The organism is Streptomyces sp. DG2A-72 (assembly GCF_030499575.1).
Taxonomy (GTDB): Bacteria; Actinomycetota; Actinomycetes; order Streptomycetales; family Streptomycetaceae; genus Streptomyces.
In genome coordinates this window covers 3,949,636-3,973,434 of the sequence record NZ_JASTLC010000001.1, presented here as the reverse complement: position 1 = coordinate 3,973,434, position 23,799 = coordinate 3,949,636, and the positions used below count along the sequence as shown (strand labels likewise).

Below are 23,799 nucleotides of genomic sequence, written 5' to 3'. Positions count from 1 at the left end.
CTACGGCTCGGGGCGCCCTGGTCGTCGTAGAAGACGAACTCGGTGCGAAAGGAGACTCAGGAAGGCTGCGGAACCTTCGGTGCCGCCGCCTTCGGCTTGGGCTTCGGCTTGGGGGCCTTGTCCCCGGTGAACGCCTCGTACTCCTTGAGGACGTCCTCGGTCGGCCCGTCCATGCGCAGTTCGCCGCGCTCCAGCCACAGCACGCGGTCGCAGGTGTCGCGGATGGACTTGTTGTTGTGGCTGACCAGGAACACCGTGCCCGCGCTCTTGCGCAGTTCGCGGATACGGGCCTCGGAGCGCTTGCGGAAGTTTGCGTCGCCGGTGGCGAGGGCCTCGTCGATGAGGAGGACGTCGTGGTCCTTGGCGGCGGCGATGGAGAAGCGCAATCGGGCGGCCATGCCGGAGGAGTACGTGCGCATGGGGAGGGTGATGAAGTCGCCCTTGTCGTTGATGCCGGAGAAGTCGACGATCTCCTCGTAGCGTTCCTTGATCTGCTCGCGGGACATGCCCATGGCGAGGCCGCCGAGGTGGACGTTGCGTTCGCCGGTGAGGTCGTTCATCAGGGCGGCGTTGACGCCGAGGAGGGAGGGCTGGCCGTCGGTGTAGATGGCGCCGTTCTCCACGGGGAGCAGGCCCGCGACCGCCTTGAGCAGGGTCGACTTGCCGGAGCCGTTGGTGCCGATGAGGCCGATCGCCTCGCCCTTGTACGCGACGAAGGACACGTTCTTCACGGCGTGCACCGTGCGGACGCCGGCCGCCTTCTCGGTCTGCTTGCGGCGCAGCATGCGGTTGAGGGCGGCGGTGGCGGAGCCGCGGCCGGCTCCGGTGCCGTTGACGCGGTAGACGATGTCGACGCCGTCGGCGATGACGGTGGGGACGTTCTCAGAGGTGTGATCAGCCACGGCCGTACGTCTCCTCAGCCTTCCAGAAGTAGATGAAGCCGCCGACTCCGGCGAGCAGGGCCCAGCCCGTCGCGATGGCCCACACATGCGGGGGCAGCTGGCTCGCGTGGAAGCTGTCGATGAGTGCGAAGCGCATCAGGTCGATGTAGACGGCGGCCGGGTTGGCCTGGAGGACCGGGCCCACCCAGGACGGCCAGTTGTGGTGCTTGCTGAGCAGGTGGTCGATGCTCCACATCACACCCGAGGTGTACATCCAGGTGCGCAGCACGAACGGCATGAGCTGTGCGATGTCCGGCGTCTTCGCCCCGACCCGGGCCATGATCATCGACACGCCCGCGTTGAACGTGAACTGCAGCAGCAGCGCCGGGATCGCCAGCACCCAGGAGAAGGCGACCGGGACGCCGAAGACGAGCAGGATGACGACCAGGGCCGCCATCGAGAACAGCAGTTGCTGGAGCTGCTGGAGGCACATGGAGATCGGCAGCGCGGCGCGCGGGAAGTGCAGGGCCCGTACGAGGCCCTGGTTGCCGGAGATCGCGCGGGTGCCCGACAGGATCGAGCTCTGTGTGAAGGTCCACACGAACACGCCCGTGACCAGGAACGGGATGTAGTCCGGAACGCCCTTCTTGGTGCCCATCAGCACGCCGAAGATGAGGAAGTAGACCGCCGCGTTCAGCAGTGGGGTCATCACCTGCCAGACCTGGCCCAGCTTCGCCTGGCTGTACTGGGAGGTGAGCCGGGCGGTCGAGAAGGCCGTGATGAAGTGCCGTCGGCCCCACAGCTGGCGGATGTACTCGGGCAGGGACGGGCGGGCGCCGCTGACCGTGAGGCCGTGGCGGGCCGCGAGCGCCGCGAGGTCGTCGTCGGCCGGGGTGGTCGCCGTGGGGGGCGGTGTGTCGAGGACCTGGCTCACATCCGCTGCTTTCGCTCGGGGGGGCGGGGCGCGCGCGTCCGGTCCTTGATCCCCTGCCGTTTCCTTACGTGTTTCTTCACGTTCTCTTACGTCGGGACGGGACCGTATCGTCGCAACGCGAGAGTATTCCGATTTAACGTCGGAACGCAACCGTTTCGTCGTGACGTCCTATGCTGGTGCGCATGACGACGAACGCCGACGAGCCAAGGGCCCAGGTGGCCGACCGCCGGCGCCGCAGGCCCCCGGCCGGTGCGGCCGTACTCCGGGCGGATGTGACGGAGGCGATCCGGGGGGCCGTCTTCGAGGAGCTCGCGGCCGTCGGCTACGCGCGGATGTCCATCGAGGGCATCGCGCGCCGCGCGGGCGTCGGCAAGACGGCGGTCTACCGCCGCTGGCGCTCCAAGCTGCACCTGGTGCTCGACCTGGTCTCCGCCATCGCCGTCCAGGGCCTGCCCGCCCCGGACACCGGCTCCCTGGAGGGCGACCTGCGCCTGCTGTACGAGGTGACGTCCCGGGCGCTGAGGCACCCCGTCGCCTCGCAGATCATCCCGGACCTCCAGGCCGAGGCCGCCCGCAACCCCGAGATCGCCGAGGCCATGCAGAAGGCGGTGCGGGAGGGGCAGGACGGGGTGGCGAGCGGGATCGTGGCGGCGGCGCAGCGGCGGGGTGAGGTGCGGGATGGCATCGACCCGGACTTGGCTTTGGATCTCATCTCCGGGCCGCTGTACTGGCGCTCGGTGGTGATCCGCAGCCCCAAGCTGCCGAAGGGGTACCTGGAGGCGTTGACTCGGGCTACGGCGGCGGGGCTGAAGGCGCTCTGACGAACATCCCCGTCATGGCCTCGGCGCAGTCCCAGCCGTCGGTGTGGGCCCAGTCGCAGAGCTTCACGCGCTTGGCGTAGGCCCCGTCGGGGTGGGAGGTGCGCTTCCCTGGGCGGGCCGAGGGTGCAGGGGCGGAGGGCCGTCCATTGTCCTCCCTCGAGGGTTAAACACGACTTCTCGGATTCGTTCCCCAGCACCAATCCAGCACAACTAGGAGGGCTGTGCCGAGCTGTCCCCGATGGTGGCGTTCAGGGCGTACACGCTGTTGTCGAAGCTGCCGATGTACACGACCCCGTCGACCACCGCGGGTGACGATTGAACTTTATCGCCAGTGGCGTAGGCCCATTTCTCGTTCCCGGTGGCCGCATCCAATGCGTACACGCTGTTGCCGAAAGTGCCGATGTACACGGCCCCGTCGCCCACCGCAGGTGACCCGTATACGCGGTCGGTTTGAAACTGCCACTTCCTGTCCCCTGTAGCAGCGTCCAGGGCGACCACGCTGCCGGGCGGCATGTTGCTTCCAGCGTTGGAGTTGTAGCTGCCGATGTACAGGACGCCATCGACTACCGTCGGCATTTGGAATACGTAGTCGGCCTGATACCCCCACTTCTTGTTCCCGGTGGCAGCGTCCAATGCGAACACGCTGCCAGCCGAGGTGCTTCCGATGTTGGGGTCGTACCTGCCGCTGCCGATATACACGACCCCGTCGACCGCCGTCGGCCACGGCCTGATCAGCTCTACGGTGCCATACTGCCATTTCTTCTTCCCGGTGGCGGCGTCCAGGGCGTAGACGTCAGTGGAGCTGCCTACATACACGACCCCGTCGACCACTGTCGGCGATGAGTAACTCGTGTCGTTGGAGACGTAAGCCCATTCCTCATTCCCCGTGACCGCGTCCAAGGCAAACACTTTGCGGTAGCCGCCGATGTACACGACCCCGTCGACCACCGTCGGCGCCTCTTTGATCCAGTCTCCGGTGGCATAGGCCCATTTCCTCTTCCCGGTACCCGCGTCCAAGGCGTACACACTGTTGTCGAGGCCGCCTGCGTACACGACTCCGTCGACCACCGTCGGTGCCGCTGCGACTCTGTTGCCGGTGGCGTAGGCCCATTGTTTGCTCCCGGTGGCCGCGTCCAAGGCGTAGACGTTGTTGTCGTCGCTGCCGATGTACACGACCCCATCGACCACCGTCGGCGACGATATGACCGCTTCCCCAGTGGTGTATCGCCACCGGAGCCGCGGGTCGGGCGTGTTGTGGTCGAACAGAGCGCGGGCAGCAGGGATGCCGGCACCGACGGCGGCGGCGCCCATGCCGAGCCGCAGCGCTGTGCGGCGGCTGATGCGCCCCGCTGACGTGGGCGCGCCTGCTGTCGGCTCTGGCCCGGGCTCCGGTGTTTGGGCTGTGCCAGGGCTGGTGCCTGTGAATGGAGCAGCGGATACGGCAGGATGGGCGCGGTTTCGGGCCAGGATGAAGCGGTCCGCGTCATGTCGGATGGATCGGGTCGGTTCCGGCCGTTTGTCTATGGCCAGGGCATGGGCCGCCTGATCGTAGATGGCTCCTAGCGGCAGGCCCTCGGGACGGCCGGGTATGCCCTGCTCGACCGCGTCGATCAGGTACTTGGTGAAGTAGGTTTGCTTGTGCGTGCCGGAGCCGGGTTCGTACCAGGCGGTTCGGTACTTGCCGCTGGCTGCCAGCGTGACGGCACCCTTTGCGTGGGTCCAGTCGATCACGTTCGCGGATTCGGGCGCGAGGCTGTGCTCGTGGACGATGCCGGCGAAACAGCAGTCAAGGATCACAATCTTCGTCTGCGCGTCGCAGGCACGCAGCGCCTCGCGCACGTCGGAGAACGGCAGCCCAATGGTCTTGCACCGGGGACCGTATCTGGGTGATTCCCGCAGTGCCAGGCACAGTTCGTCGTCATACAGCTGGCCGTGTCCCACGAAGTAGAACAAGGCGATGTCCTTGACGCCGTCGAACGCTTCCATCAGCTGATCTGGCAGGCGGTCAGACCGTCGAACCTTGTCTTTTTCCCATACCTGCACGCGCTCTTTCGGCCAGTCGCACAGCGGGCCGGTCAGCAGCCCTGCCATTCGCTTCAGGCTAGTAGCGGCCGGCCTCGCCGGCGGCAGGTGGTCGTACTCCGATACGCCGATCAGCACCGCCCGCGAGCGGGAATAGTCGTGCAGCGGGCTAGCGTCACTCATCGAGCAGCCGCTCCACGATCTTCAAGACCTCCTCGTCGACGTTGCTCGCCTCAAGAACGAACGGCTTTTCTTTGACGGTCGTCTCGATCCGGAAACCGACGCGCCGTGCCCGGATGAAGTCCGGCAGAGCCTTGACTGCACCCACCACCCCAGCGCTGCTAGCCAGCACGACCAGCACGTCCAAGGAGCCGAGTTCGCCCGGCCCCGGTGTCCCAGGGACCACAACCACGTCAATCCCCTGACCGCGCAACCAGTCGCGCAGCGAGGAGAACTGGGACGGGTCGGACACGGTCAGTACGATCCCGTCTGGCATGTGCGGATGGTCTGTGTGCGACACGGGTCCCCCGTCTGATCGGCTTCCGCTCTGCGCCAACATCGTTCCAGGAAAAGGGCCGCGTGTGGATGGAATCACACAGGCCACACATGACACCCCCACGCAGCGCCAGCCCCGATCGGCGTGAAGCGACTCTCTGGGGACGAATAGCCGGTAGCGGTGCGGCGGCTTGGCAAGTCGGGAGGAAACGCATCCGCCGTCGTGCACGGGCCCTGCATGATCTGCCGGAACAGCAACCCCCGCACCGCCGCCCGCGCAGCACTTACCCTCATGCACTTCGTCATCGCCTGATCCAAAGAGTCAGGGCAGCAACACCGTGAGCACATGGGTGTGCCCGGACATCGCCGCGCCGAGATTCCGCCCCAGCTCGCCAACCTCCATGTACAGACCCGACAGGGAGGAACCATGCTGTCCGAGCCATTCGGACAGTTCCGATACCCGACTACACCATTAGCCACTGCCAAGACCATGCGGTTGATCGTGAACGGCAAGTGGTACATCGAGACGACCGCCGCCACCGCCTGGGCCTCCTCTGGGGGCCTTCAAGTCGGGCGCGGGCTGATGGAGCGGCGTACCACTACCCGCTGGCCGGGTCCGTGGACGAGGCGCGGGTGTGGCAACGGCCGCTGTCCTTCTACGAACTCATCCGGGACGCCCGCTTACTGAACCCGACGACGGGCGATCAGGACGCCGAGCTGACCGAGCGCTGGGACGCGGCCACGGCCGCCACCGGATCTACGGCGTCGACGGACGCCTCCGGCCACGGGCGGACGCTCACCATCTCCGGTGGTGCCGCCACCGACGGTGAGGCGATCGCGCTGGATGGCATCAACGACTCGGCCGCGTCGGACAGTGCTGTGGACGACACGGGGTCCTTCACCGTGACGGCCGTGATCAGGCCAGACCTGGAGGCACTCGCCTCGAAGGGCACAGGATACGTGGCCCAGGCGGTCGGCAAGCGTGACAAGGATGGGACGTCCAACTGGGGCATCTTCTTCGAGGTGGCCGGCAAGTCGACCGTCGCCATCGAGACCAGCGACGGGGACATCGTGGAGAAGACCGTCACCACCGGCTTCCGGCACTTCGGCCGCTATAACGACGGGGCCGAACTCGAAGGGTGCGCCGAGGGCGTCGTCTACGGCGGGGCCGATGACTGCGCCGAGGGCGCGGTTCGTTCGGGAGGGAACGCTCATCCAGGCAGGTCGTTGCCGTTCTTGAGCCTGGCCAGGAGGGCGTGCAGGGCGTGGCGGTTGGTAGTGAGGACGTCGCTGGGGGCCTCGCTTTCACGGAGGTGTATCGCTGTGGGGGAGTCGGCGAGTTCGACGCAGTCGTCGCCGCCGCTGCCTCCACCGGAGAAAGACGACTTTTGCCAGGCGAGGGGCTCGAACACGTTGGTGCCTTTCACGGATCGTGGGCGATGTGGGTGATGAGATCCCGGGAGGCGGTCGGCGGGAGGGCTGTCGTCGAGACGCGTTCGTAGCGTTGCCGGTACTCCCCCAGTCGTGACTCGGCGTCGAGGAAGTCACCTCCGTGGCCTGTATCCATGTGCACGGTGTCGAGTTGCGGCACGGCGCCGTGGACGTACAGCATCGAGTACCCGGCACCGGCGAAGTCTTCGCTGTCAAATGGCACCACGCGCACGGTCACGTGGCTCAGTTCCGAGAGGACGAGGATGCGTTCCAACTGGGCCCTAGCTGCCTTGCGGCCGCCCACGCGGACACGGAGCGCTGCTTCGTGGATCACCGCTTCGTACGGCGTGGAGCACTCTTCAGAGATGATCTGCTGCCGACGCGACCGGAACGCCATGAAGGCATCCTGGTCCTGGCGTGTCCAGTTCGGCAGCCCGTGGCGGAACGCTGCCCGCATGTGGTCCTCGGTCTGCAACAGGCCCGGGATGTGGGCCATTTGGAAGGTCTGGATGCGCACTGCGTGATGCTCCAGCTCCGCCAGGTCGAGACCTGAGGGAGGGATGATCCCCCGGTACTCCTCCCACCAGCCCTTGCCTCGCTCGGTTGCCATGGCGACCAGCGCATCGACGTACGCCGCGTCGTCGCAGGCGCAGTGAGCGGCGAGGCGCCGGATGCGGTCCGCGCTGATTCCGCTGCGGCCTGCCTCAACGGCACTCTGCTGTATGGGGTTTGAGCCGAGCACTGCGGCGGCGGCACGGGCCGTGATGCCCGCTCGCTCACGCATCTTGCGCAGTTCGGTCCCCAACCGCTCTTGTCGGAGGGTGGGATCACTCCTCGGCGGCATCCGCGCTCACTTCCTGGTTGCTTGCTGATGAGTATGCCGTGCCGTACTGCCAGTTTCTGGCATCAGGTTGTGCCGTCACCACCTTACGCCCTACTGTCGGTGATGCAGACGGCACCCTCCGTTGCGCATAGCTTGCGTCTGCCTCAACTCACCTGCGTCTCCGGCGACTTGGAGCTGATCCCCCATGCCCGAATACAGCCTCCGCATCCCACCCCATGCCACCTCCCCCCACATCGCCCGTGACTTCGTCACCTCTGTACTGCATGCGCAGCGACTCGGCGCGATCGTGGACGACGCGGCACTTTGCGTCTCGGAGTTGGTCACCAATTCGTGCGTGCACGCGGCCGGTACCGGCGCCGGACTCCTCCTCGTCACCAACCCGGGTCGGCGTGCGCGCAACGGTCTTCGACACTGACGCGACCCTGCCCGTCATGAGGGAGGGGTACGACCCTGAAGGCGGACGTGGGCTGTGGATCGTCGACTCGCTGACCGAGGGGCGTTGGGGAGCTGACCGCGGTGGGTGGCGTACCGGGCGCCGGGGCGAGGGCGGGAAGAGCGTCTGGTTCGAACTCGGGGCGCAGGGCCGGTCCGGGTGCGAACGGTGACCGCTCGGCTGAGCTCCCGCGCGGCTACTCTGGCAGGTGAGTCCGATGGGCGGGAGAGAGGGGTACGAGGGATGAGCGCACAGCCGGTGCATCACGATGGGCCGATCATCCCGATGCCCCCGTTGACGAGGGTTGCATTGCGCGAGGCCGTGAAGCGATTGAGCCTCGTGAACCTCCCGCAGTTCGACCTGGAGGCTGGGCGGGCGTTCGAGCAGGCGAGCCAGACGGGGAGCACGGCTCCGCTCCAGCTGTTTCTGAAGCGCTGGGGAGTCTTCGTGGCGATCGAGCGGGATCCTGTGCGAGCGGCACGTCTTCATGAGGCCGAGCGGATCTCCCAGGACGCTACGGCAGGCGAGGCCGCGTTCCGTGCGGCGATGGCGCAGATCAACGGGATTCTGCGCGAGGCCGAGCAGGAGATCGTGGATTGAACGACCACGAGCCGCTGGACCCGGAGTGGGTCTGGGAGTACGGCCAGAACCCGACTGGGTGGTCGGAGATCTTCCTCCCGAGGGGCGCGCAGCCGCCGAAGAGGTCGCACGGGAACTCGTCGTACTCGCCTCACTGGGGCAGGACCCGGGCGATGGAGCAAGTGTGACGAACCCGCAGGGTCTGCGAGTGATCGCCACCGGGCCGCTAATGGTCTGGTACCAGATCATCGACTACCGCAAGCGTGTGTACATCCAGCGTGTGACCTGGCTCGGTTGACGTTCGAGCCGCCGCCGAGTGGGCGCCCGTGGCGGCTCGGGGACGTCGGCGCAGTAGAGGCTCAACCCCGCGCCGCTCCCGGATGCAGTCGCACCCACCCCTCCCACGCCGACGTCACCATGTCGTGGACGTCGTGCTTGGCCTTCCAGCCCAGCTCGGCGGCGATGCGGTCGGCGGAGGCGACGACGCGGGCGGGGTCGCCGGGGCGGCGGGGGGTGACGGTGGGGGGACGGTCGTAGCCGGTGACCCCGTTGATGAGGTCGATCATCTCCCGTACCGAGACGCCTTCGCCGCGGCCGATGTTGAGGGTGAGGTGGCGGCCGGGGGAGGACTGGAGGGCGCGGGCTGTGGCGACATGGGCCTCGGCCAGGTCCATCACGTGGATGTAGTCGCGGATGCAGGTGCCGTCCGGGGTGGGGTAGTCGTCGCCGAAGATGCGCGGGGGTGCGTTCTCCGTGAGGCGCTCGAAGACCATGGGGACGATGTTGAAGACGCCGGTGTCCGCCAGCTCGGGTGCGGCCGCGCCCGCCACGTTGAAGTAGCGGAGGGAGGCCGTGGCGAGGCCCGTCGCCTTACCCGTCGCGCGGACCAGCCACTCTCCCGCCAGCTTTGTCTCGCCGTACGGAGACATCGGCACGCACGGCGTCTCCTCCGTCACCAGTTCCACATCGGGCATGCCGTACACCGCGGCGGAGGAGGAGAAGACGAAGGAGGGGACCTCCGCCTGTGTCACGGCCTCCAGGAGGACGCGCAGGCCCTCGACGTTCTCCCGGTAGTACTCCAGCGGCAGGGACACCGACTCGCCCACCTGCTTCTTCGCCGCCAGGTGCACCACGCCTGTCACCGCGTGGTCGGTGAGGGCGCGGGTCACGCGGTCGCCGTCGAGGGTCGAGCCGACCACCAGCGGGACGCCGTCCGGGACGCGCTCGGCGATGCCGGTCGACAGGTCGTCGTACACGACCGTCCGCTCGCCCGCCTCGGTCATGGCGCGTACGACGTGCGCCCCGATGTAACCGGCGCCGCCGGTGATCAGCCAGGTCATGTGCGGCCGTCTCCTCGTCAGTTGGCCCGTGTGCTTGGTGCTGCTGGTCGGTCACAGTGAATCAGGCACAGTGAAGCAGGCGTCAGGCACTCGCCTGCTCCGCCGCCCTGTCCAACTCCGTGGTGAGGCGGTCCAGACGTTCCCGCAGCTCCCGGATCTCGTCGAGATCGAAGCCGGTCGCCGCGCCGATCCGGCGCGGCACTTCCAGCGCCCGCTCGCGCAGCGCCGTGCCGCCCTCGGTGAGCCGGACCTCCACCGAGCGCTCGTCGCGCGCGCTGCGCTCCCGGCGTACCAGGCCGGCCGTCTCCAGCCGCTTGAGCAGCGGGGAGAGCGTGCCGGAGTCGAGGCGGAGGTGTTCGCCCAGCTTCTTGACGGGCAGATCGCCGTGCTCCCACAGCACCAGCATCACGAGGTACTGCGGGTAGGTGAGGCCGAGGTCCTTGAGGAGGACGCGGTAGAGGCCGCCGAAGGCGCGTGACGCGGCGTTCAGGGAGAAGCAGATCTGCTGGTCGAGGCGGAGCCAGTCCGCGGTGGGCGTGGTGGTCATGCATCCAGGGTAGCGCTTGTCCGTCATTTAGTTGTGCACAATTGAATTGTGTGCTCTACTTGTGGTCGTCGAGAGGCGGCCGCACAGGGCCGCCGACCGTGACCTGAGAGGGATGGATTTTCCATGGACGCGCTCTACACCGCTGTCGCCACCGCCACCCACGGCCGTGACGGCCGTGCCGTCTCCTCCGACGGCAGAATCGACCTCAAGCTCGCCCCGCCGGTGGAGCTGGGCGGCAACGGCGAGGGCACCAACCCGGAGCAGCTGTTCGCCGCCGGTTACGCCGCCTGCTTCGGCAGCGCCCTCGGCCTCGTCGGCCGCCAGGCGAAGGTCGACGTCAGCGACGCCGCCGTCACCGCCGAGGTCGGCATAGGCAAGCAGGGCGAGGGCTTCGGCCTGAAGGTCACCCTCCGCGTCGAGCTGCCCGACGGCCTGGACGAGGCGACCGGCCGCAAGCTCGTCGAGACCGCCCACCAGGTCTGCCCGTACTCCAACGCCACCCGCGGCAACATCGACGTCGACCTCGTCGTCGAGTAATCCAGCCTGCGCCGTATGTTCCCGCCCGGGGCCGACGACTTTGCCTCACCTCAGCTCATCGGGTGAGCGACCGGGTCCGCTCCCCGAGCGGGATCACCGGCATGATCGCCTCCGGCGGCTCGCCGAGGAGCACCTGCGCCAGCTCCTCCGGCGTGCGCGCGACCGGGCTAGGCCTCCGGGGTCGAGCGGGCGGTGAAGGTGTCACCAATAGCGCGGGTAGGTGCGGAGCATCAAGTCGTAGCTCGGCCTGGCCGTCCCGCCGGACGCCAGGTGTGCGGCCTGGTGGGAGTGGGCCGTGACGGGCTGGAGGGCAAGGGAACTCCCTGGTGTGAAGGCGGCGTTCAGACGCGCTTGGCCGGTGGCGAAGATGTCGGTCAGCGGGTCAGTGGGGAGCCTGCGCCGGCTGCGGGATCCTCGGCAGCGGGGAGGGCGCGAGTGACGCTACCGGGTGGCGTTCGGTGAGCGGCACGACGGGCGGGAGGGCCGTGTCCGCATCGCCGAGGACGACACGGCGTACGACCCTCTCGGCGGCGCGCCCGTCGTCGTACGGGCAGAACCGCTCGCGGAACGCGGAGCGCAGCTGGGCGGAGCGGGAGCCGCGCCAGTGGCCGGTGGCGAAGATGTCGATCAGCTCGTCCTCGCTGTCCGTGATCGCGCCGGGTGGGAAGGACCGCAGGTCGAAGTAGGTGCCGCGGGCCGCCTCGTACGCCTCACGGTCCTCGGTGTGGAGGACGATCGGGCGGTCCAGGCCCGCGTAGTCGAACATGATCGACGAGTAGTCGGTGACCAGGGCGTCCGAGGCGAGGCACAGGGACTCGACGCTCGGGTGGCCGGTGACGTCGATGACGCGGGCCGTCGGGTCGGTGAGCGGGCCGCCGTGGCGGTGGTGGGCGCGGGCCAGGACGACGAAGCGGGGGCCGAGGCGGTCTGCGAAGCGCTCCAGGTCGAGGGGGGCGCGCTGGGTGCGGCGGTAGTCGCGATGGGTGGGCGCGTAGAGGATCGCGATCGCGTCCGCGGGGATGCCGAGGGTCTCGCGCAGTCGGGTCACGTCCGCCGAAGTGGCCCGCTGGAACACGTCGTTGCGGGGGCAGCCGTATTCGAGGGTCGTGTAGCCGCCCGGGAAGACGCGTTCCCAGGTCAGTGTGGAGTGGCGGTTGGCGGAGATGACGTAGTCCCACTGGTCCACGTTCCGCAGGAGCGCGGCGAAGTCCGTGTCGCGGGCCGCCGCCGGGCGCTCCTGGAGGTCCAGGCCTCTGTGCTTGAGGGGGGTGCCGCGCAGGGTCTGGACGACGATCTGGCCGGGGCGCTTGTTCGGGAGGGCGTCGAACTCGGTGTTGGTGACTACGTACTTGGAGCGGGCGAGTGCCGTCCAGTACGCGGCCGTGCCGGGCGTGAGGCGACGGGTCGCCGGCGGGACGGTGTGGTGGTGCTCGGGGCGCGCGATCCACGCCGTGCGAATGTGCGGGGCGAGGGAGCGGAACGCGGCTTCCAGCGCGCCCGGGTTGCAGCCGTGGCCGCAGTCTCGGTCGGAGGAGAAGACGGCGTGGCCCTTGCGCAGAGGGAGGCGCAGCTGGATGCGGTAGTGGAGCCGGAGCGCGATGGCTCGCGCCGATCTGATCAGGCGGGCCGACCGCCGGACCGCCCTGCGGCACAGGGCCGAGGTGAGGCGCAGCGTGCCGTAGGTGCGATGCAGGCCCAGGCGGATCAGTGCGTGCCGGGCACGTGAGCGCGGCGGTACCGGGGTGCCGGGCGTGCGGTAACGGCGGTAGTACGCACGGGACTTGCGCAGGAACTCGGTGCGGGCGGCGCGCGGGAGGCTGTCGCGCCTGGTGTACAGCGTCACCAGGCGGTCGACCATCCGGCGGAACAACACCGGCCGCCAGCGGGCGAGTTCGGGGCGGCCGTCGAGGAACGCGAAGAGACGGTCGTACTGCTCGAAGACGTCGAAGTGGCGGCGGGTGGTGGTGCCGAGGATGCTGTCGCGGCGGCGCTGCCGGTAGCGCACGCAGACCCGGTCGAGGGTGGCGAGGGAGGCGGCGGTCATGAGGACCGGGTAGGTCCACGAGGTGTCCTCGTAGTGGCCGGGCGGGAAGGTGAGGGCCTCGCGCTCGACGAACTCCCGGCGGTACGCCTTGTTCCAGGCCACCGTCAGCAGGTTCAGCAGATCCGGCCGGTCCGCCAGGCGGAAGGGCGCCGGGCCCCGCTCGGTGAGGTGCTCGGCGGCCTGGTTGCGGATCGTCTCGCCCGACCAGTACGTACGCGCATAGTCGTACACCAGCACGTCCGGCTCGCCCGTCTCCTTCAGCCGGTCGGCGATCGCGCGCAGCGCGTCCGGGGCGAGGGTGTCGTCGCCGTCCAGGAACAGGACGTAGTCGCCGGTCGCCGCCTTCAGCCCGGCGTTGCGGGCCCGGCCCAGGCCGCCGTTCTCCGGCAGGTGCAGCGGCCGTACGCGCGGGTCGCGGGCCGCGAACTCGTCGACGAGCGCACCGCAGGCGTCGGGCGAGCAGTCGTCCACGGCGATCAGTTCCAGATCCGGACACGACTGGGAGAGCACCGACTCCAGGCACGCGGGGAGATACGCCTGAACCCGGTACGCGGGGACGATGACACTGAACCTGGGCACGGCACATCCATGGGTCGGCGCGGGTGGTCGGCCCGGGAACGGCCGGTGGAGTGGCTTGGTTACGTCGGGTACGGCATTCGGGGGACGAGCCGAGCCCGGGCAGGCGAAGGGGCGAGCCGGTTGCCCGGCTCGCCCCAGTCGTACGCCGTCAATCAGGCCGTCGTACGCGTTACTTCACCGCGCCCGCCATCACCCCGGACACGAACTGCCGCTGGAACGCGAAGAACACGACCAGCGGGATCACCATGGAGATGAACGCGCCCGGCGCCAGGATGTCGACGTTGTCGGCGAACGCGCGCATCTGCGTCTGCAGGGCGACCGTGATCGGCTGACTGTCGGTGTCGGAGAACACCAGCGCGATCAGCATGTCGTTCCACACCCACAGGAACTGGAAGATGCCCAGGCTCGCGATCGCGGGCCCGCCCAGCGGCAGCACGACCCGGGCGAACAGGCGCAGTTCACCCGCCCCGTCCAGCCGGGCCGCCTCCAGAAGCTCCTTCGGGATCTCCGCGAAGAAGTTCCGCAGCAGGAACACCGCGAAGGGCAGGCCGAAGCCCGTGTGGAAGAGGACCACGCCCATGATGTTGCCGAACAGGCCGATCTTGCCGAAGAGTTCGGCGACCGGGATCAGCGCCACCTGCACCGGCACCACCAGCAGGCCGACCACGCCGAGGAACCACCAGTCGCGGCCTGGAAACTCCATCCACGCGAACGCATAGCCCGCGAGCGCGCCGATGATGACGACGAGGAGCGTCGCCGGGACCGTGATCAGCAGGGTGTTGACGAGCGACTCGGTGATGTCGTTGTTCTGCAGCAGCTTGTCGTAGCTCTCGAAGGTGAGCTGGGACGGCTTGCTGAAGACGTCCCACCAGCCGCTGATCGTCATCTCCTCCGGAGGACGCAGCGAGGACAGGAGCAGACCGATCGTCGGGACCAGCCAGAACAGGCCGACGACGATCAGGAAGACCCGGACCGCGCCGCCGCTGACACCTTCCGCGAGGCGTGAGCCGAGGGACTGCTTCACCTTGACCGTCGTGGGCGGCGGTGCCGCCTTGGTGAGACTGCCGGCGTCCGCGGTCATCGCCGTACCTCCCGCCTGAGCCGACGAATGTTGAACCACATGACCGGGATCACGAGGAGCAGCAGGAACACCGAGATCGCGCTCGCGATGCCGGGTTGGTCCTCGGAGAAGCCCTTGCGGTACAGCTCCAGCGCGAGGACGTTCGCGTCGTCCTGTGCGGAGCCCGGGGCGATGATGAAGACCAGGTCGAAGATCTTCAGGACGTTGATCATCAGGGTGACGATGACGACCGCGAGGACAGGCGCCAGGAGCGGGACCGTGATCTTCCGGAACACCTGCCATTCGGTCGCGCCGTCGACACGGGCCGCCTCCAGGAGATCACGTGGGATGCCCGCCAGCCCCGCCGCGATCAGCACCATCGCGAAACCGGCCCACATCCAGATGTACGCCCCGATGATCGACGGCGTGACCAGCGACGGGCCGAGCCAGTCCAGGCCGTTGTACGGCTCCTTGAAGTTGCTCGCCGGGAGGCGGAGCTGGGCGCCGTCGGCCTTTTCCGACAGGGAGAACGTGCCGTCGTCGCCGGCCCTCGCCGTCTCCACGACCTTGCCGTCCTTGACCGCCTCGATCTTCATGCCGGGGTAGCCGAGTTCGGTCGCGTCCGGCGCGCCGAGCGTGCCGACGCCCTTGCCGCGGGTGAAGTCCTGCCAGGTCGTGCCGGTGATCCTGCCCGGGTCGGCCTGCGGGGCGACGGCCCGCTTGGCGTCGCCGGGCATCTTGTCGGGGGCGACGCCCACGAGCGGCAGGGTGACTGTGTCCCCGGCGTGGACCGTCGCCTTGGTGATGAAGGCGCCGCCGCCTTGCGCCACGAGGGGCGACTCACGGCCCGGGTGCGCCTTCGGGAAGGCCGACGACTCGGCGAACGTGTCGTGGATGCCCACCCACACCGCGTTCGCGATGCCCTTCTCCGGGTCCTGGTCGTAGACGAGGCGGAAGATGATGCCGGCCGCCAGCATCGAGATCGCCATCGGCATGAAGACGACCAGCTTGAACGCCGTGCCCCAGCGCACCCGCTCGGTCAGCACCGCGAAGATCAGACCGAGCGCGGTGGCGACCGTCGGCGCGAACACCACCCAGATGACGTTGTTCTTCAGGGCGGTGCGGATGCCGTCGTCGGTGAACAGGAACTCGTAGTTGTCGAAGCCGGTGAAGGAGCCCGACTGGTCGTAGAAACTACGGACGACCGAGTACCCGATCGGGTAGACCACGAGCGCGCCCAGCAGTACGAGAGCGGGCAGCAGGAACAGCGCTGCCACGGTCTTGCGGGTGCCGGTCACGCTCTTGCGCGACTTGGGTGCGGCAGGGGTCGGAGGGACCCCTGCCGCCGTGGCCGACGTCATCGCGTCAGCCTCCGTAGGCGGCCGCCGCGTCCGCCTCCAGCTTCGCCTGCGTGCCCGCGACGTCCTTCGGGTTGGCCAGGAAGTCCTGCAGCGCCTTCCACTCGCCCTTGCCGGGCGTGCCGCCGAAGGCCTGCGGGGCCTGGTCGGACATGTCGAAGCGGAAGTCGTCGCCCGAGTCGATGAGGGCCTTGGCGATCTTCTGCTGCACCGGGTTCGGATACGCCGAGTTGTCCACGTTCTTGTTCGGCGAGAGATAGCCGCCCAGCTTCGCCTGGATCGTCGCCGCGTCCGGGGAGGCCAGGAAGGTGGCCAGCGCCTGCGCCGCCTTGGAGTCCTTGAGGATCACCGCCGCGTCGCCGCCGGAGACCACGGGTGCGGTGTCGCCCACGGCCGGGAAGGGGAACACCTTCGCGTCCGTGCCGACCTTCGCACCGGCCGTGCCGATGGGGACCTGTGTGAAGTCGGCCTCGAAGACCATCCCCGCCTTGGGCTGGTCACCGCCGGTGAAGGTCTGTGTCACCGAGGCCGGGAAGTCCGTCTGCAGCGCGCCCTTCGCACCGCCGGCGACATAGTCCTTCTTGCCCCAGACCTGGGCCAGCGTGGTCAGCGCGTCCTTGACGGACGAGTCCGTCCACTTGATCTTGTGCTGGGCGAGCTGGTCGTACTTCTCCGGGCCCGCCTGGGAGAGGTAGACGTTCTCGAACCAGTCGGTGAGGGTCCAGCCCTCGGCGCCGCCGACGGAGAACGGGGTGACACCGGAGTCGTAGATCGTTTGCGCGGTGGTGAGCAGTTCGTCCCAGGTCTTGGGCTCCGCGGCCCCCGCGTTGTCGAAGACCTTGGTGTTGTACCAGATCAGCGATTTGTTGGCGGCCTTGTAGTAGACGCCGTACTGCTCGCCGTCGACCTTGCCGATGTCCTGCCAGCCCTGCGAGTAGTTCTTGGCCAGTTCGGCCTTCGCCTCGGTGCCCAGCGGCTTGGCCCACTTCTTGGCCACGGCCTGCTTGATCGCGCCGGGCTGCGGCAGCATCGCGATGTCCGGCGGCTGGCCGCCCGCGATCTTCGAGCCCAGGAAGTTGACGATCGGGTCCTGCGCGGGCACGAAGGAGACCTTGGCGCCGGTGCGCTTCTCGAACTCCGCGAGGACCTTCTTGAAGTTGTCCTGCTCCGCGCCGCTCCAGACGGCGGCGACCTCGAGGCTTTCGCCGTTCAGCTTGGGGAGGGTCACGGTGGTGCCCGTCTCCTTGCCGCCGCCGGCCTGCTCATTTCCGTTGTCGTCGTCTCCACCGCAGGCGGTGAGCGCGAGTGCTCCCGCGAGGACGGTGGCTGCGGCTTTCACGGCCGTGTGTTTCCGGATGGTGCTGTGCGTGCTGCGCATCACTGCCCCGTTCTTCGTTCCTCGTCGAACGTCCGAACGCTGTCCCGTGCGGTCTGGTCTACGCCGGGTGGTGGGGGTCGGCAAGAGCGCGTTCGGTGTCAAGAGGGTGATCGTGACACCGTCGTGACCCAGGCGGCACCCCGCTAGCGCTGGGCTCCGCGACCCGCCTCAGGCCAGCACCAACACCGCGCGCTACAACAGCGACGGCACCGCCACCGCCGACACCTCCCGTGCCGCCCGCTCCAGCGCACTCGCCAGCAGCGCCAGGTCCGTCGGCCCGTTCCCCAGCTCCCGTACGGGACGCCGGGTCGGAGGATCGCCCATGCGCTCCCACTCCAGGGGTATGACCGTCGGCCGCAGGGTCGCCGTACGGGGGATCCGGCCCGTGACCCGCCCGCCCTGGAAGGGTGTCACCCGACCGTCGTCGCAGGTCAACCGCCCGCGCCCCGGTGCCGGCTCGTCCGGTCCCGGCGCCGGTGGATCGAGGGCGACCCGCAGAGTCGCCTGTTGTGCCGGCTCCGTCTGTGCCGTACGGCCGCCTACCCCCGCCGCGGCGACCAGGTGCACACCCAGCCGCTCGCCCTCCCGGGCCACGGCCTCCAGCGCCCGCATCACGGACCCGGCGGCAGGCCGGCCGGGTGAACCGAGCGCGGGCGACACCAGGGCGTCCAGGTCGTCGACGACCACGACGAGCCGCGGCAGCGGCGATATCGCCTCCGCTCGCTGACGCGCCGCCGCCGGCCGCAACCGCAGCGTCGAACTGGGCGGCGCGTCGAGATCCCCGGCACCGGACACACCTACGCCCGCGCCCGCTCCCGCCGAGCGCTGGGCGACCATACGGCCGGACACCTGCCGCCCTGTGTGCCACTCGGCGAAGTCCGCCCGCCCCAGCAGCTCGGCCCGCCGCTTCAGCTCGGCACTCAGCGACTGCGCGAACTCCCGCATGCGGACGGGGTCGTTGGCGGCGAGATGGGTGGTCACATGCGGTACGTCCGTACAGACCCGCAAGCCCTCGCCGTGACCGGTGCCCGCGCTCACACTGTCCCGGCCGTCGATCAGCACGACGCTCAGCCGGTCCGGCCGCTCGGCGGCGGCCAGTGACGCAACCACGGCTCGCAGCAGCTCCGTACGTCCGCTGCCGTGCGGTCCCTCGATCAGCAGATGCGGTCCCTCGGCGACGAGGTCCGCGCAGACCGGCCCGCGCGGCCCGGCCCCGAGCACGGCAAGCGCCCGCCCGCCGAGCGCCTCCGCGTCGTCGGCCGCGTCCGCCCACCGCGCCATCAGCGACGCCGGAGTGGCCCGGGCCAGCCCCAACTCGTCCAGCAGCCGGGCCGCCTGGGGCAACGGCGCCGACACCCTGCCCTGTCGCTCACCCCCGGCACCTTCCGTCCTGAGCGGTGCCAGCGCCCGCGCGAACCGCTCGGCCCAGGCGAGCGAGACGGCGTCCACCGCGGCGACCGTGCCATGTCCGACGGGACCCGGCCGCGTGGCGCCCGCCCCCGCGACCCGCAACAGCCGCAGCGCCGTCGCCACATCACCGCTGAGCAGCGCCACGGCCCCGCACTCCCGGAACGCCGGGGACGCCGCGCACGCCGCCTCGTACGTCTCCGTCACCGGCGACGCGGGCGAGGCAGGCGCCGTCTCGGCCAGGCACACCACATGTATGCCGACCCGCGGCCCCTCCGACGCCAGCCGCGTCACCGCCTCCCGCACATCGGCGCCACCGGGGTCCCCGTCCACGACGACCACGGTGTACGGCCCCGGGAATCCGGCCTTGTCGCGTACGGCTTCGTCGTCCGCGGCGGCCCAGGAGGGCCGGTGGACTGCGCCCCGGACCGGCTCCTGGGGGGTGGGGTCGGGGGCGTGGTCGGGGTGGTCCGCGGGGGTGTCGTAGGAGGCTGTCGTGTGGCCGGTGGAGGGGAGGGGGGCGGCCGTGTCGGCGGCTGCCGGGCTTGGAGCGGGGGAAACGGAGGCAGTGAGGGTCGGGCCGGCGGCAGTGGCGCTGGTGCCGGAGGCGGACGTGCCCGGGGTGGCGGCCGTGGCGGTTGCCTCTGCGGTCGGGGGCGTCGGCCCGCCTGCCGTTCGGGCGGAGGCGAGGCCGTGGCCCGTGGCCCCCGGGCCGCTGCGCAGCTCCGCCAAGTGGTCCTCCATGCGGCGGAGGAGTTCGTCCATGCGGGCGGTGGCCTGTTCGCGGTCGTAGGCGAGAAGGAGACGGCAGTCCTGGCCGTGGCCCGGGCGGAGGTGGGGGAGCCAGCCCAGCCAGGACCACTCGGCGGTGCGCTCCGGAAGCGGGCGGGAGCGGTCCGCGCTGATCAGGACGACTTCCAGGGTGGAGGGGGAGTGCAGCGCGGTGAGCTGGGCCACGACCGCGCGGGCCAGCCCGGCGAGCCGCGCGCGTGGGCCGGCCAGCCCCAGCGCCCCGACCTCACGCAGATCGGCGGTCACCGGTACGGCGGGCAGCAGTCCGGAGCCGTCGGGTGCCGCCCGGTCCGCCGTGCCCAGCCGGACGGTGAGCGCCTCCGGGTGCCCCGGGCCGCGCTCCCACAGCCGGGGGCCGGGGCCCAGCGCCGTCAGCAGCAGCGCAGCCGGGTCCGGCCAGGTCTCCGGCAGCTGGGGGACTGGCACCAAGGGCTCCGCCACCACATCGGCCACGTCCGCGTCGTACGCCCCGCGCCCGGCCGTCGCCCCCTGCTCGGCGCGTCCCCCGGCCAACCGCCGCGCCCATGCCGTCAGCCCTCCGCGCCTGCGCACGCCCTGCGGCACGTCGGTTCCACGGAGGGGAGTCCCTTTCCGCCGGCTCCTCCCTTCGGCAGGGTGGTCCGAAGCCTCCGCATCGGAGGTCCCGTCAGCGAGCCGGTCGTGCACCGCCCCACCGACGCCCGCGCCGCCCCGCCCAACGCCGTCGGCCCCCGTACGGGCATCGGGGCCGCCCGGCGAACGTCCGCCCGCCGTGCGGGGGGCGGTGTCGCCGAGCGAGCGCCCTGCCGTCGTACTGGAACCCGCGTCGCTGTGCGTGCCACCGGTCGTCGTACGGGGATCGGGGTTGTCGAGCGAGCGTCCGGCCGTCGCGCCGGAGCCTGCGTCGCTGTGGGTGCCGCCGGTCGTCGTACCGAGATCCGGGCTGCCCGGCGAGCGCCCCGCCGCCCCGGAGTGGGAGCCGCCGAACGTGTCGCCGCCCGCCACACCAGGAGCGGTGCCGCCGAGAATGCCTCCGGCCCCCGCCCCGGAATCCATGTCGCCGAGCCCGCCCATGGCCCTCGCACCGGAGCCGCGGCCCGGTTGCGAGCCGTGAGCTGTGGTGCCGGGGACCGCGTCGGCGGGTCCGCCACCGGCTGCCGTACGGAAGGAGCCGCTGTTGCGCCCGCCACCGACCTGTGCACCGTATGCGTCAGTGTCGCGCCCGCTGCTCCCAGCCGCCGCACCGTGAGCGCCACCGTCGCGCCCACCGCCCCCCGCCGCTCCGAAGCCACCACCATCCGCCGACGCGCCGCCGGACGTCACGCTCGGTCCGCCCACTCCGAATCGGCCGCCATGGGTGTCGCCCCCACCCGCGCGCCGCCGAGAAGCCGAGCCGCCTGCCGTGTCCGCGTCCGAGGCCGTCCCCCGGCGCTCGATGCGCGGCGCCCCGCCCTGCTCCGGTACCACCGCCGCTTCGCCGGGGCTCTGCGCCTGCGCCGTCCAAGCCCCCGTTCCGTGCGCGTGGGACGTCCGGCCCGAAGGCCCCCCGGTCCCTGCCGTGTCGGCCGCACGCGCGTGTGGCGCGCGCGGGTCCTCGGCGTCCTCAGCGGGCACCCGGACGTGCCCTTCCCCGTCGGGTGCCGTCGGCAGGCGTGGGCCCGGGCCGCCGGCCGGGGCGAGTCGGAGGGCGGACTCGCCGATGCGGAGCAGGGCGCCCGGGGTGAAGCGGACCGGGCGGGTGGTCACGGGGGCGCCGTCCAGCGTCGTGCCGTTGGTGGAGCCGAGGTCGGCGACCGTGACGCGGCCGTCGGTGGCGACGGTGACCGCGCAGTGGAGGCGGGAGACGTCCGGGTCGTCCAGGGCGACGTCGGCGTCGGCGGAGCGGCCGATGTGGATCTGGCCGCCGTGGAGGAGGTGGACGCCGCCCGCGTCCGGGCCCGCGACGATGTCCAGGCGGGTCGGGGCGTCGTCGACCTCGGGGTGTGGTTCGGGCTCGGCCGGGGCGCCCAGGGACAGCACGGCGCCGTCGATCAGCGGGGGCTCGCCCAGCGTGCAGCGCCGGTCGTCGAGCCGCTCCGCGCCGGCGAACAGCACGGCCGGGCCGTCGCTGCCGGAGACCGCGGAGGCGAGCGCCGACGCGACCGCCGAAAGCGCCGTGCCCGCGGGGGCCGTGACCAGTACGTCGCAGCTCGCGGCGCGGCCGGGCGCGGGCGCCCCCAGGGGGTCTACGACGGTCAGCCGGATCTGCATCGCCGTCAGCGGTCCCTTCTGCACGGGCGCGGCGCGGGCTTCCCCACCCCACACGAGCACGTCGGCCAGTACTGGAGGCATCCTCGCACCTGCCACTGACAACGCGCCCCCCGCCAGGTGCCAAGTGATCTTGATTGGTCGGCTCTGCCCGCAAAAGTGCCTGACCAATACCCCACCGTTGATCGTTCGGGAGCGGATTGAGATCGGTCACGTCCGGGTCCGGCAACCGGCAGACCGGGTCGAGCGTCTTTCCTTCGAACAGGTTCGGGAAGGCGTACGTAAACGGAACGGAAAGCGGAACTGAGTGCGCACAGGAAGACGGCAGCCCGGTGCCAGGCGCGGCGGCACTACAGTGGGTCGGAAACGCAGGCAAGCAGCAGGGAGCACATGACGTGCGGCCGGTAGGCAGCAAGTACCTGCTCGAGGAGCCGCTCGGACGCGGCGCCACGGGCACCGTCTGGCGAGCCCGTCAGCGGGAGACCGCGGGCGCCGAGGCGGCCGTGCCAGGCCAGCCCGGCGAGACCGTCGCGATCAAGGTCCTCAAGGAAGAGCTCGCAAGCGATCCCGACATCGTGATGCGCTTCCTGAGAGAGCGGTCCGTCCTGCTCCGGCTCACCCACCCGAACATCGTCCGGGTCCGTGACCTGGTCGTCGAGGGCGATCTGCTGGCCCTGGTCATGGATCTGATCGACGGCCCCGACCTCCATCGCTACCTGCGCGAGAGCGGCCCCCTCACACCCGTCGGCGCCGCCCTGCTCACCGCGCAGATCGCCGACGCGCTCGCCGCCAGCCACGCCGACGGCGTCGTGCACCGCGACCTGAAGCCGGCCAACGTCCTGCTCGCCCAGCAGGGCGGCCAGATGCATCCGATGCTGACCGACTTCGGCATCGCACGCCTCGCCGACTCCCCGGGCCTGACCCGCACCCAGGAGTTCGTGGGCACACCCGCGTATGTCGCGCCCGAGTCCGCCGAGGGCCGCCCGCAGACCTCCGCCGTCGACATCTACGGCGCCGGAATCCTGCTGTACGAACTGGTCACCGGCCGTCCGCCGTTCGCGGGCAGCTCGGCGCTCGAAGTCCTGCACCAGCATCTGAGCGCCGAACCGCGCCGCCCCTCCACCGTCCCCGACGCGCTGTGGACGGTTATCGAGCGCTGTATGCGCAAGAACCCGGACGAGCGGCCCAGCGCCGAGAGCCTCGCCCGCGGGCTGCGTGTCGTCGCCGAGGGCATCGGGGTGCACGCGAACTCCGCGCAGATCGCCGCCGCCGAGAACGTCGGTGTGCTCCTCGCGCCCGACCCGGCGCCCGCGGCCGTACCCGGATCGGGTATCCCGGGTTCCGCCGACCCCACGCAGGTGCTGCCGCACGGCGCCGGGAACTACGACCCGAACGCCGCGACCAGCGTCATGCCGCACACCAGCGGCCCCGCCGGCGCCGCCGACCCCACCGCCGTACTGCCGAACCGCGGCGCGGCCGACCCGACCGCCGTCATGCCGCCGGTGCCACAGGGGCAGCCGGGCCAGCAGCCCGGGCAGCCCGAGGACCCGCACCCCTGGCAGAACCAGCTGCGGGCGGCCCGCGACCGCAACGAGCAGACGCAGGTCCAGCACCTCGACCCCAACCAGGACCCGCTGCGCCGCCGGCCCCAGCGGCAGGTCGCCCGGCCGCAGCAGCCGCCGCCGCAACCTCAGCAGCAGCCGCGCCGACAGCAGCGACGGCAGCAGCAGCCGCAGCAGGGTTACGGCTATCCGCAGCAGCAGCAACAGCCGCAGCCGTACGCGCCGCCCCGGCAGCCGCAGCAGCCTCAGCGCGAGCCCCGGCAGCCGCGGCAGCGCAGCGCCAACCCGATGAAGATCCCCGGTCTCGGCTGTCTGAAGGGGTGCCTGTTCACGATCGTCATCCTGTTCGTCGCGGGGTGGCTGGTCTGGGAGCTGAGTCCCTTGCAGGAGTGGATCGGCACGGGCAAGAGCTACTGGCAGCAGATCGGCGACATGTTCAGCACGGTCTCCGGGTGGGTCGAGGACCTGGGCGGCGGGAGCTCCGGCTCCAACTGAAGTCGCCTTCGTGGTGGCGGGGTTGGTGATTTGT

General features: G+C 70.3%; 19 protein-coding genes. 5 read left to right on the top strand and 14 right to left on the bottom strand.

Going from position 1 to position 23,799, the window contains the following annotated elements; all coding sequences use genetic code 11:
• Positions 1-56 precede the first annotated feature (56 nt).
• Both QQY66_RS18735 and QQY66_RS18730 read right to left on the bottom strand, forming a co-directional pair.
• Entirely contained in the window at positions 57-902 is an 846-nt protein-coding gene (locus tag QQY66_RS18735) for an ABC transporter ATP-binding protein (protein WP_301981500.1), read from the bottom strand.
• Positions 895-1,815, bottom strand: coding sequence for an ABC transporter permease (locus tag QQY66_RS18730; RefSeq protein ID WP_301981499.1), 921 nt, complete (start codon positions 1,813-1,815; stop codon positions 895-897). The genes QQY66_RS18735 and QQY66_RS18730 overlap by 8 nt, the downstream gene beginning before the upstream one ends.
• Positions 1,816-1,997: 182 nt before the next feature.
• Between QQY66_RS18730 and QQY66_RS18725 the strand changes: the two genes are divergently transcribed.
• The gene (locus QQY66_RS18725; protein WP_301981498.1) at positions 1,998-2,636 is read left to right on the top strand and encodes a TetR/AcrR family transcriptional regulator; all 639 of its coding nucleotides are present in this window, start codon (positions 1,998-2,000) and stop codon (positions 2,634-2,636) included.
• A 210-nt stretch (positions 2,637-2,846) separates the two neighbouring features.
• Here the strand turns inward: QQY66_RS18725 and QQY66_RS18720 are convergent, their stop codons facing one another.
• From QQY66_RS18720 to QQY66_RS18700, 5 genes are all read right to left on the bottom strand, one after another.
• Entirely contained in the window at positions 2,847-4,841 is a 1,995-nt protein-coding gene (locus QQY66_RS18720) for a PQQ-binding-like beta-propeller repeat protein (protein WP_301981497.1), read from the bottom strand.
• Complete coding sequence (locus QQY66_RS18715; RefSeq protein ID WP_301981496.1) at positions 4,834-5,154, bottom strand: hypothetical protein; 321 nt, start codon at positions 5,152-5,154, stop codon at positions 4,834-4,836. The genes QQY66_RS18720 and QQY66_RS18715 overlap by 8 nt, the downstream gene beginning before the upstream one ends.
• Before the next feature lie 703 nt (positions 5,155-5,857).
• On the bottom strand, positions 5,858-6,241 hold the full coding sequence (locus QQY66_RS18710; protein WP_301981495.1) for a hypothetical protein: 384 nt from the start codon (positions 6,239-6,241) through the stop codon (positions 5,858-5,860).
• 123 nt (positions 6,242-6,364) lie between these two features.
• A complete protein-coding gene (locus QQY66_RS18705; RefSeq protein WP_301987383.1) occupies positions 6,365-6,565 on the bottom strand; it encodes a DUF397 domain-containing protein in 201 nt (66 codons plus the stop codon).
• Between the two features lie 11 nt (positions 6,566-6,576).
• Entirely contained in the window at positions 6,577-7,428 is an 852-nt protein-coding gene (locus tag QQY66_RS18700; protein WP_301981494.1) for a DUF5753 domain-containing protein, read from the bottom strand.
• A gap of 184 nt (positions 7,429-7,612) precedes the next feature.
• Here QQY66_RS18700 and QQY66_RS18695 point away from each other — a divergent pair, with 184 nt between their 5' ends.
• Together QQY66_RS18695 and QQY66_RS18690 are read left to right on the top strand one after the other, a co-directional pair.
• Entirely contained in the window at positions 7,613-7,843 is a 231-nt protein-coding gene (locus tag QQY66_RS18695; protein ID WP_301981493.1) for a hypothetical protein, read from the top strand.
• Positions 7,844-8,200: 357 nt separating this feature from the next.
• A complete protein-coding gene (locus QQY66_RS18690) occupies positions 8,201-8,461 on the top strand; it encodes a hypothetical protein (RefSeq protein WP_301981492.1) in 261 nt (86 codons plus the stop codon).
• A 338-nt stretch (positions 8,462-8,799) separates the two neighbouring features.
• Here QQY66_RS18690 and galE read toward each other — a convergent pair whose 3' ends face one another.
• Together galE and QQY66_RS18680 are read right to left on the bottom strand one after the other, a co-directional pair.
• Positions 8,800-9,780 carry a UDP-glucose 4-epimerase GalE gene (gene galE, locus QQY66_RS18685; RefSeq protein WP_301981491.1) on the bottom strand — a complete coding sequence of 327 codons (981 nt, stop codon included), beginning with the start codon at positions 9,778-9,780 and terminating at the stop codon, positions 8,800-8,802.
• A gap of 82 nt (positions 9,781-9,862) precedes the next feature.
• Positions 9,863-10,327, bottom strand: a complete 465-nt coding sequence (locus tag QQY66_RS18680) for a MarR family winged helix-turn-helix transcriptional regulator (RefSeq protein WP_301981490.1) — start codon at positions 10,325-10,327, stop codon at positions 9,863-9,865.
• Between the two features lie 123 nt (positions 10,328-10,450).
• On the opposite strand from QQY66_RS18680, the gene QQY66_RS18675 reads away from it, so the two are divergent.
• On the top strand, positions 10,451-10,864 hold the full coding sequence (locus tag QQY66_RS18675) for an organic hydroperoxide resistance protein (RefSeq protein ID WP_301981489.1): 414 nt from the start codon (positions 10,451-10,453) through the stop codon (positions 10,862-10,864).
• Positions 10,865-11,246: 382 nt separating this feature from the next.
• Here the strand turns inward: QQY66_RS18675 and QQY66_RS18670 are convergent, their stop codons facing one another.
• From QQY66_RS18670 to QQY66_RS18650, 5 genes are all read right to left on the bottom strand, one after another.
• Positions 11,247-13,487 carry a bifunctional glycosyltransferase family 2 protein/CDP-glycerol:glycerophosphate glycerophosphotransferase gene (locus QQY66_RS18670; protein WP_301981488.1) on the bottom strand — a complete coding sequence of 747 codons (2,241 nt, stop codon included), beginning with the start codon at positions 13,485-13,487 and terminating at the stop codon, positions 11,247-11,249.
• Between the two features lie 169 nt (positions 13,488-13,656).
• On the bottom strand, positions 13,657-14,568 hold the full coding sequence (locus QQY66_RS18665; RefSeq protein ID WP_301981487.1) for a carbohydrate ABC transporter permease: 912 nt from the start codon (positions 14,566-14,568) through the stop codon (positions 13,657-13,659).
• The gene (locus tag QQY66_RS18660; RefSeq protein ID WP_301981486.1) at positions 14,565-15,908 is read right to left on the bottom strand and encodes a carbohydrate ABC transporter permease; all 1,344 of its coding nucleotides are present in this window, start codon (positions 15,906-15,908) and stop codon (positions 14,565-14,567) included. The genes QQY66_RS18665 and QQY66_RS18660 overlap by 4 nt, the downstream gene beginning before the upstream one ends.
• 4 nt (positions 15,909-15,912) lie before the next feature.
• Positions 15,913-17,283 carry an ABC transporter substrate-binding protein gene (locus QQY66_RS18655; RefSeq protein WP_301981485.1) on the bottom strand — a complete coding sequence of 457 codons (1,371 nt, stop codon included), beginning with the start codon at positions 17,281-17,283 and terminating at the stop codon, positions 15,913-15,915.
• A 192-nt stretch (positions 17,284-17,475) separates the two neighbouring features.
• The gene (locus tag QQY66_RS18650; RefSeq protein ID WP_301987381.1) at positions 17,476-21,711 is read right to left on the bottom strand and encodes an FHA domain-containing protein; all 4,236 of its coding nucleotides are present in this window, start codon (positions 21,709-21,711) and stop codon (positions 17,476-17,478) included.
• A 392-nt stretch (positions 21,712-22,103) separates the two neighbouring features.
• Between QQY66_RS18650 and QQY66_RS18645 the strand changes: the two genes are divergently transcribed.
• Positions 22,104-23,765 (top strand): serine/threonine-protein kinase, encoded by a 1,662-nt coding sequence (locus tag QQY66_RS18645; protein WP_301981484.1) that lies wholly within the window; start codon positions 22,104-22,106, stop codon positions 23,763-23,765.
• Positions 23,766-23,799 lie beyond the last annotated feature (34 nt).

Coding starts and splice junctions, on each gene's coding strand:
- QQY66_RS18660 (WP_301981486.1), bottom strand. CDS start 15,908: ATGACGTCGGCCACGGCGGCAGGGGTCCCTCCGACCCCTGCCGCACCC.
- QQY66_RS18725 (WP_301981498.1), top strand. CDS start 1,998: ATGACGACGAACGCCGACGAGCCAAGGGCCCAGGTGGCCGACCGCCGG.
- QQY66_RS18680 (WP_301981490.1), bottom strand. CDS start 10,327: ATGACCACCACGCCCACCGCGGACTGGCTCCGCCTCGACCAGCAGATC.
- QQY66_RS18655 (WP_301981485.1), bottom strand. CDS start 17,283: ATGCGCAGCACGCACAGCACCATCCGGAAACACACGGCCGTGAAAGCC.
- QQY66_RS18700 (WP_301981494.1), bottom strand. CDS start 7,428: ATGCCGCCGAGGAGTGATCCCACCCTCCGACAAGAGCGGTTGGGGACC.
- QQY66_RS18665 (WP_301981487.1), bottom strand. CDS start 14,568: ATGACCGCGGACGCCGGCAGTCTCACCAAGGCGGCACCGCCGCCCACG.
- QQY66_RS18675 (WP_301981489.1), top strand. CDS start 10,451: ATGGACGCGCTCTACACCGCTGTCGCCACCGCCACCCACGGCCGTGAC.
- QQY66_RS18720 (WP_301981497.1), bottom strand. CDS start 4,841: ATGAGTGACGCTAGCCCGCTGCACGACTATTCCCGCTCGCGGGCGGTG.
- QQY66_RS18715 (WP_301981496.1), bottom strand. CDS start 5,154: ATGCCAGACGGGATCGTACTGACCGTGTCCGACCCGTCCCAGTTCTCC.
- QQY66_RS18695 (WP_301981493.1), top strand. CDS start 7,613: ATGCCCGAATACAGCCTCCGCATCCCACCCCATGCCACCTCCCCCCAC.
- galE (WP_301981491.1), bottom strand. CDS start 9,780: ATGACCTGGCTGATCACCGGCGGCGCCGGTTACATCGGGGCGCACGTC.
- QQY66_RS18650 (WP_301987381.1), bottom strand. CDS start 21,711: ATGCAGATCCGGCTGACCGTCGTAGACCCCCTGGGGGCGCCCGCGCCC.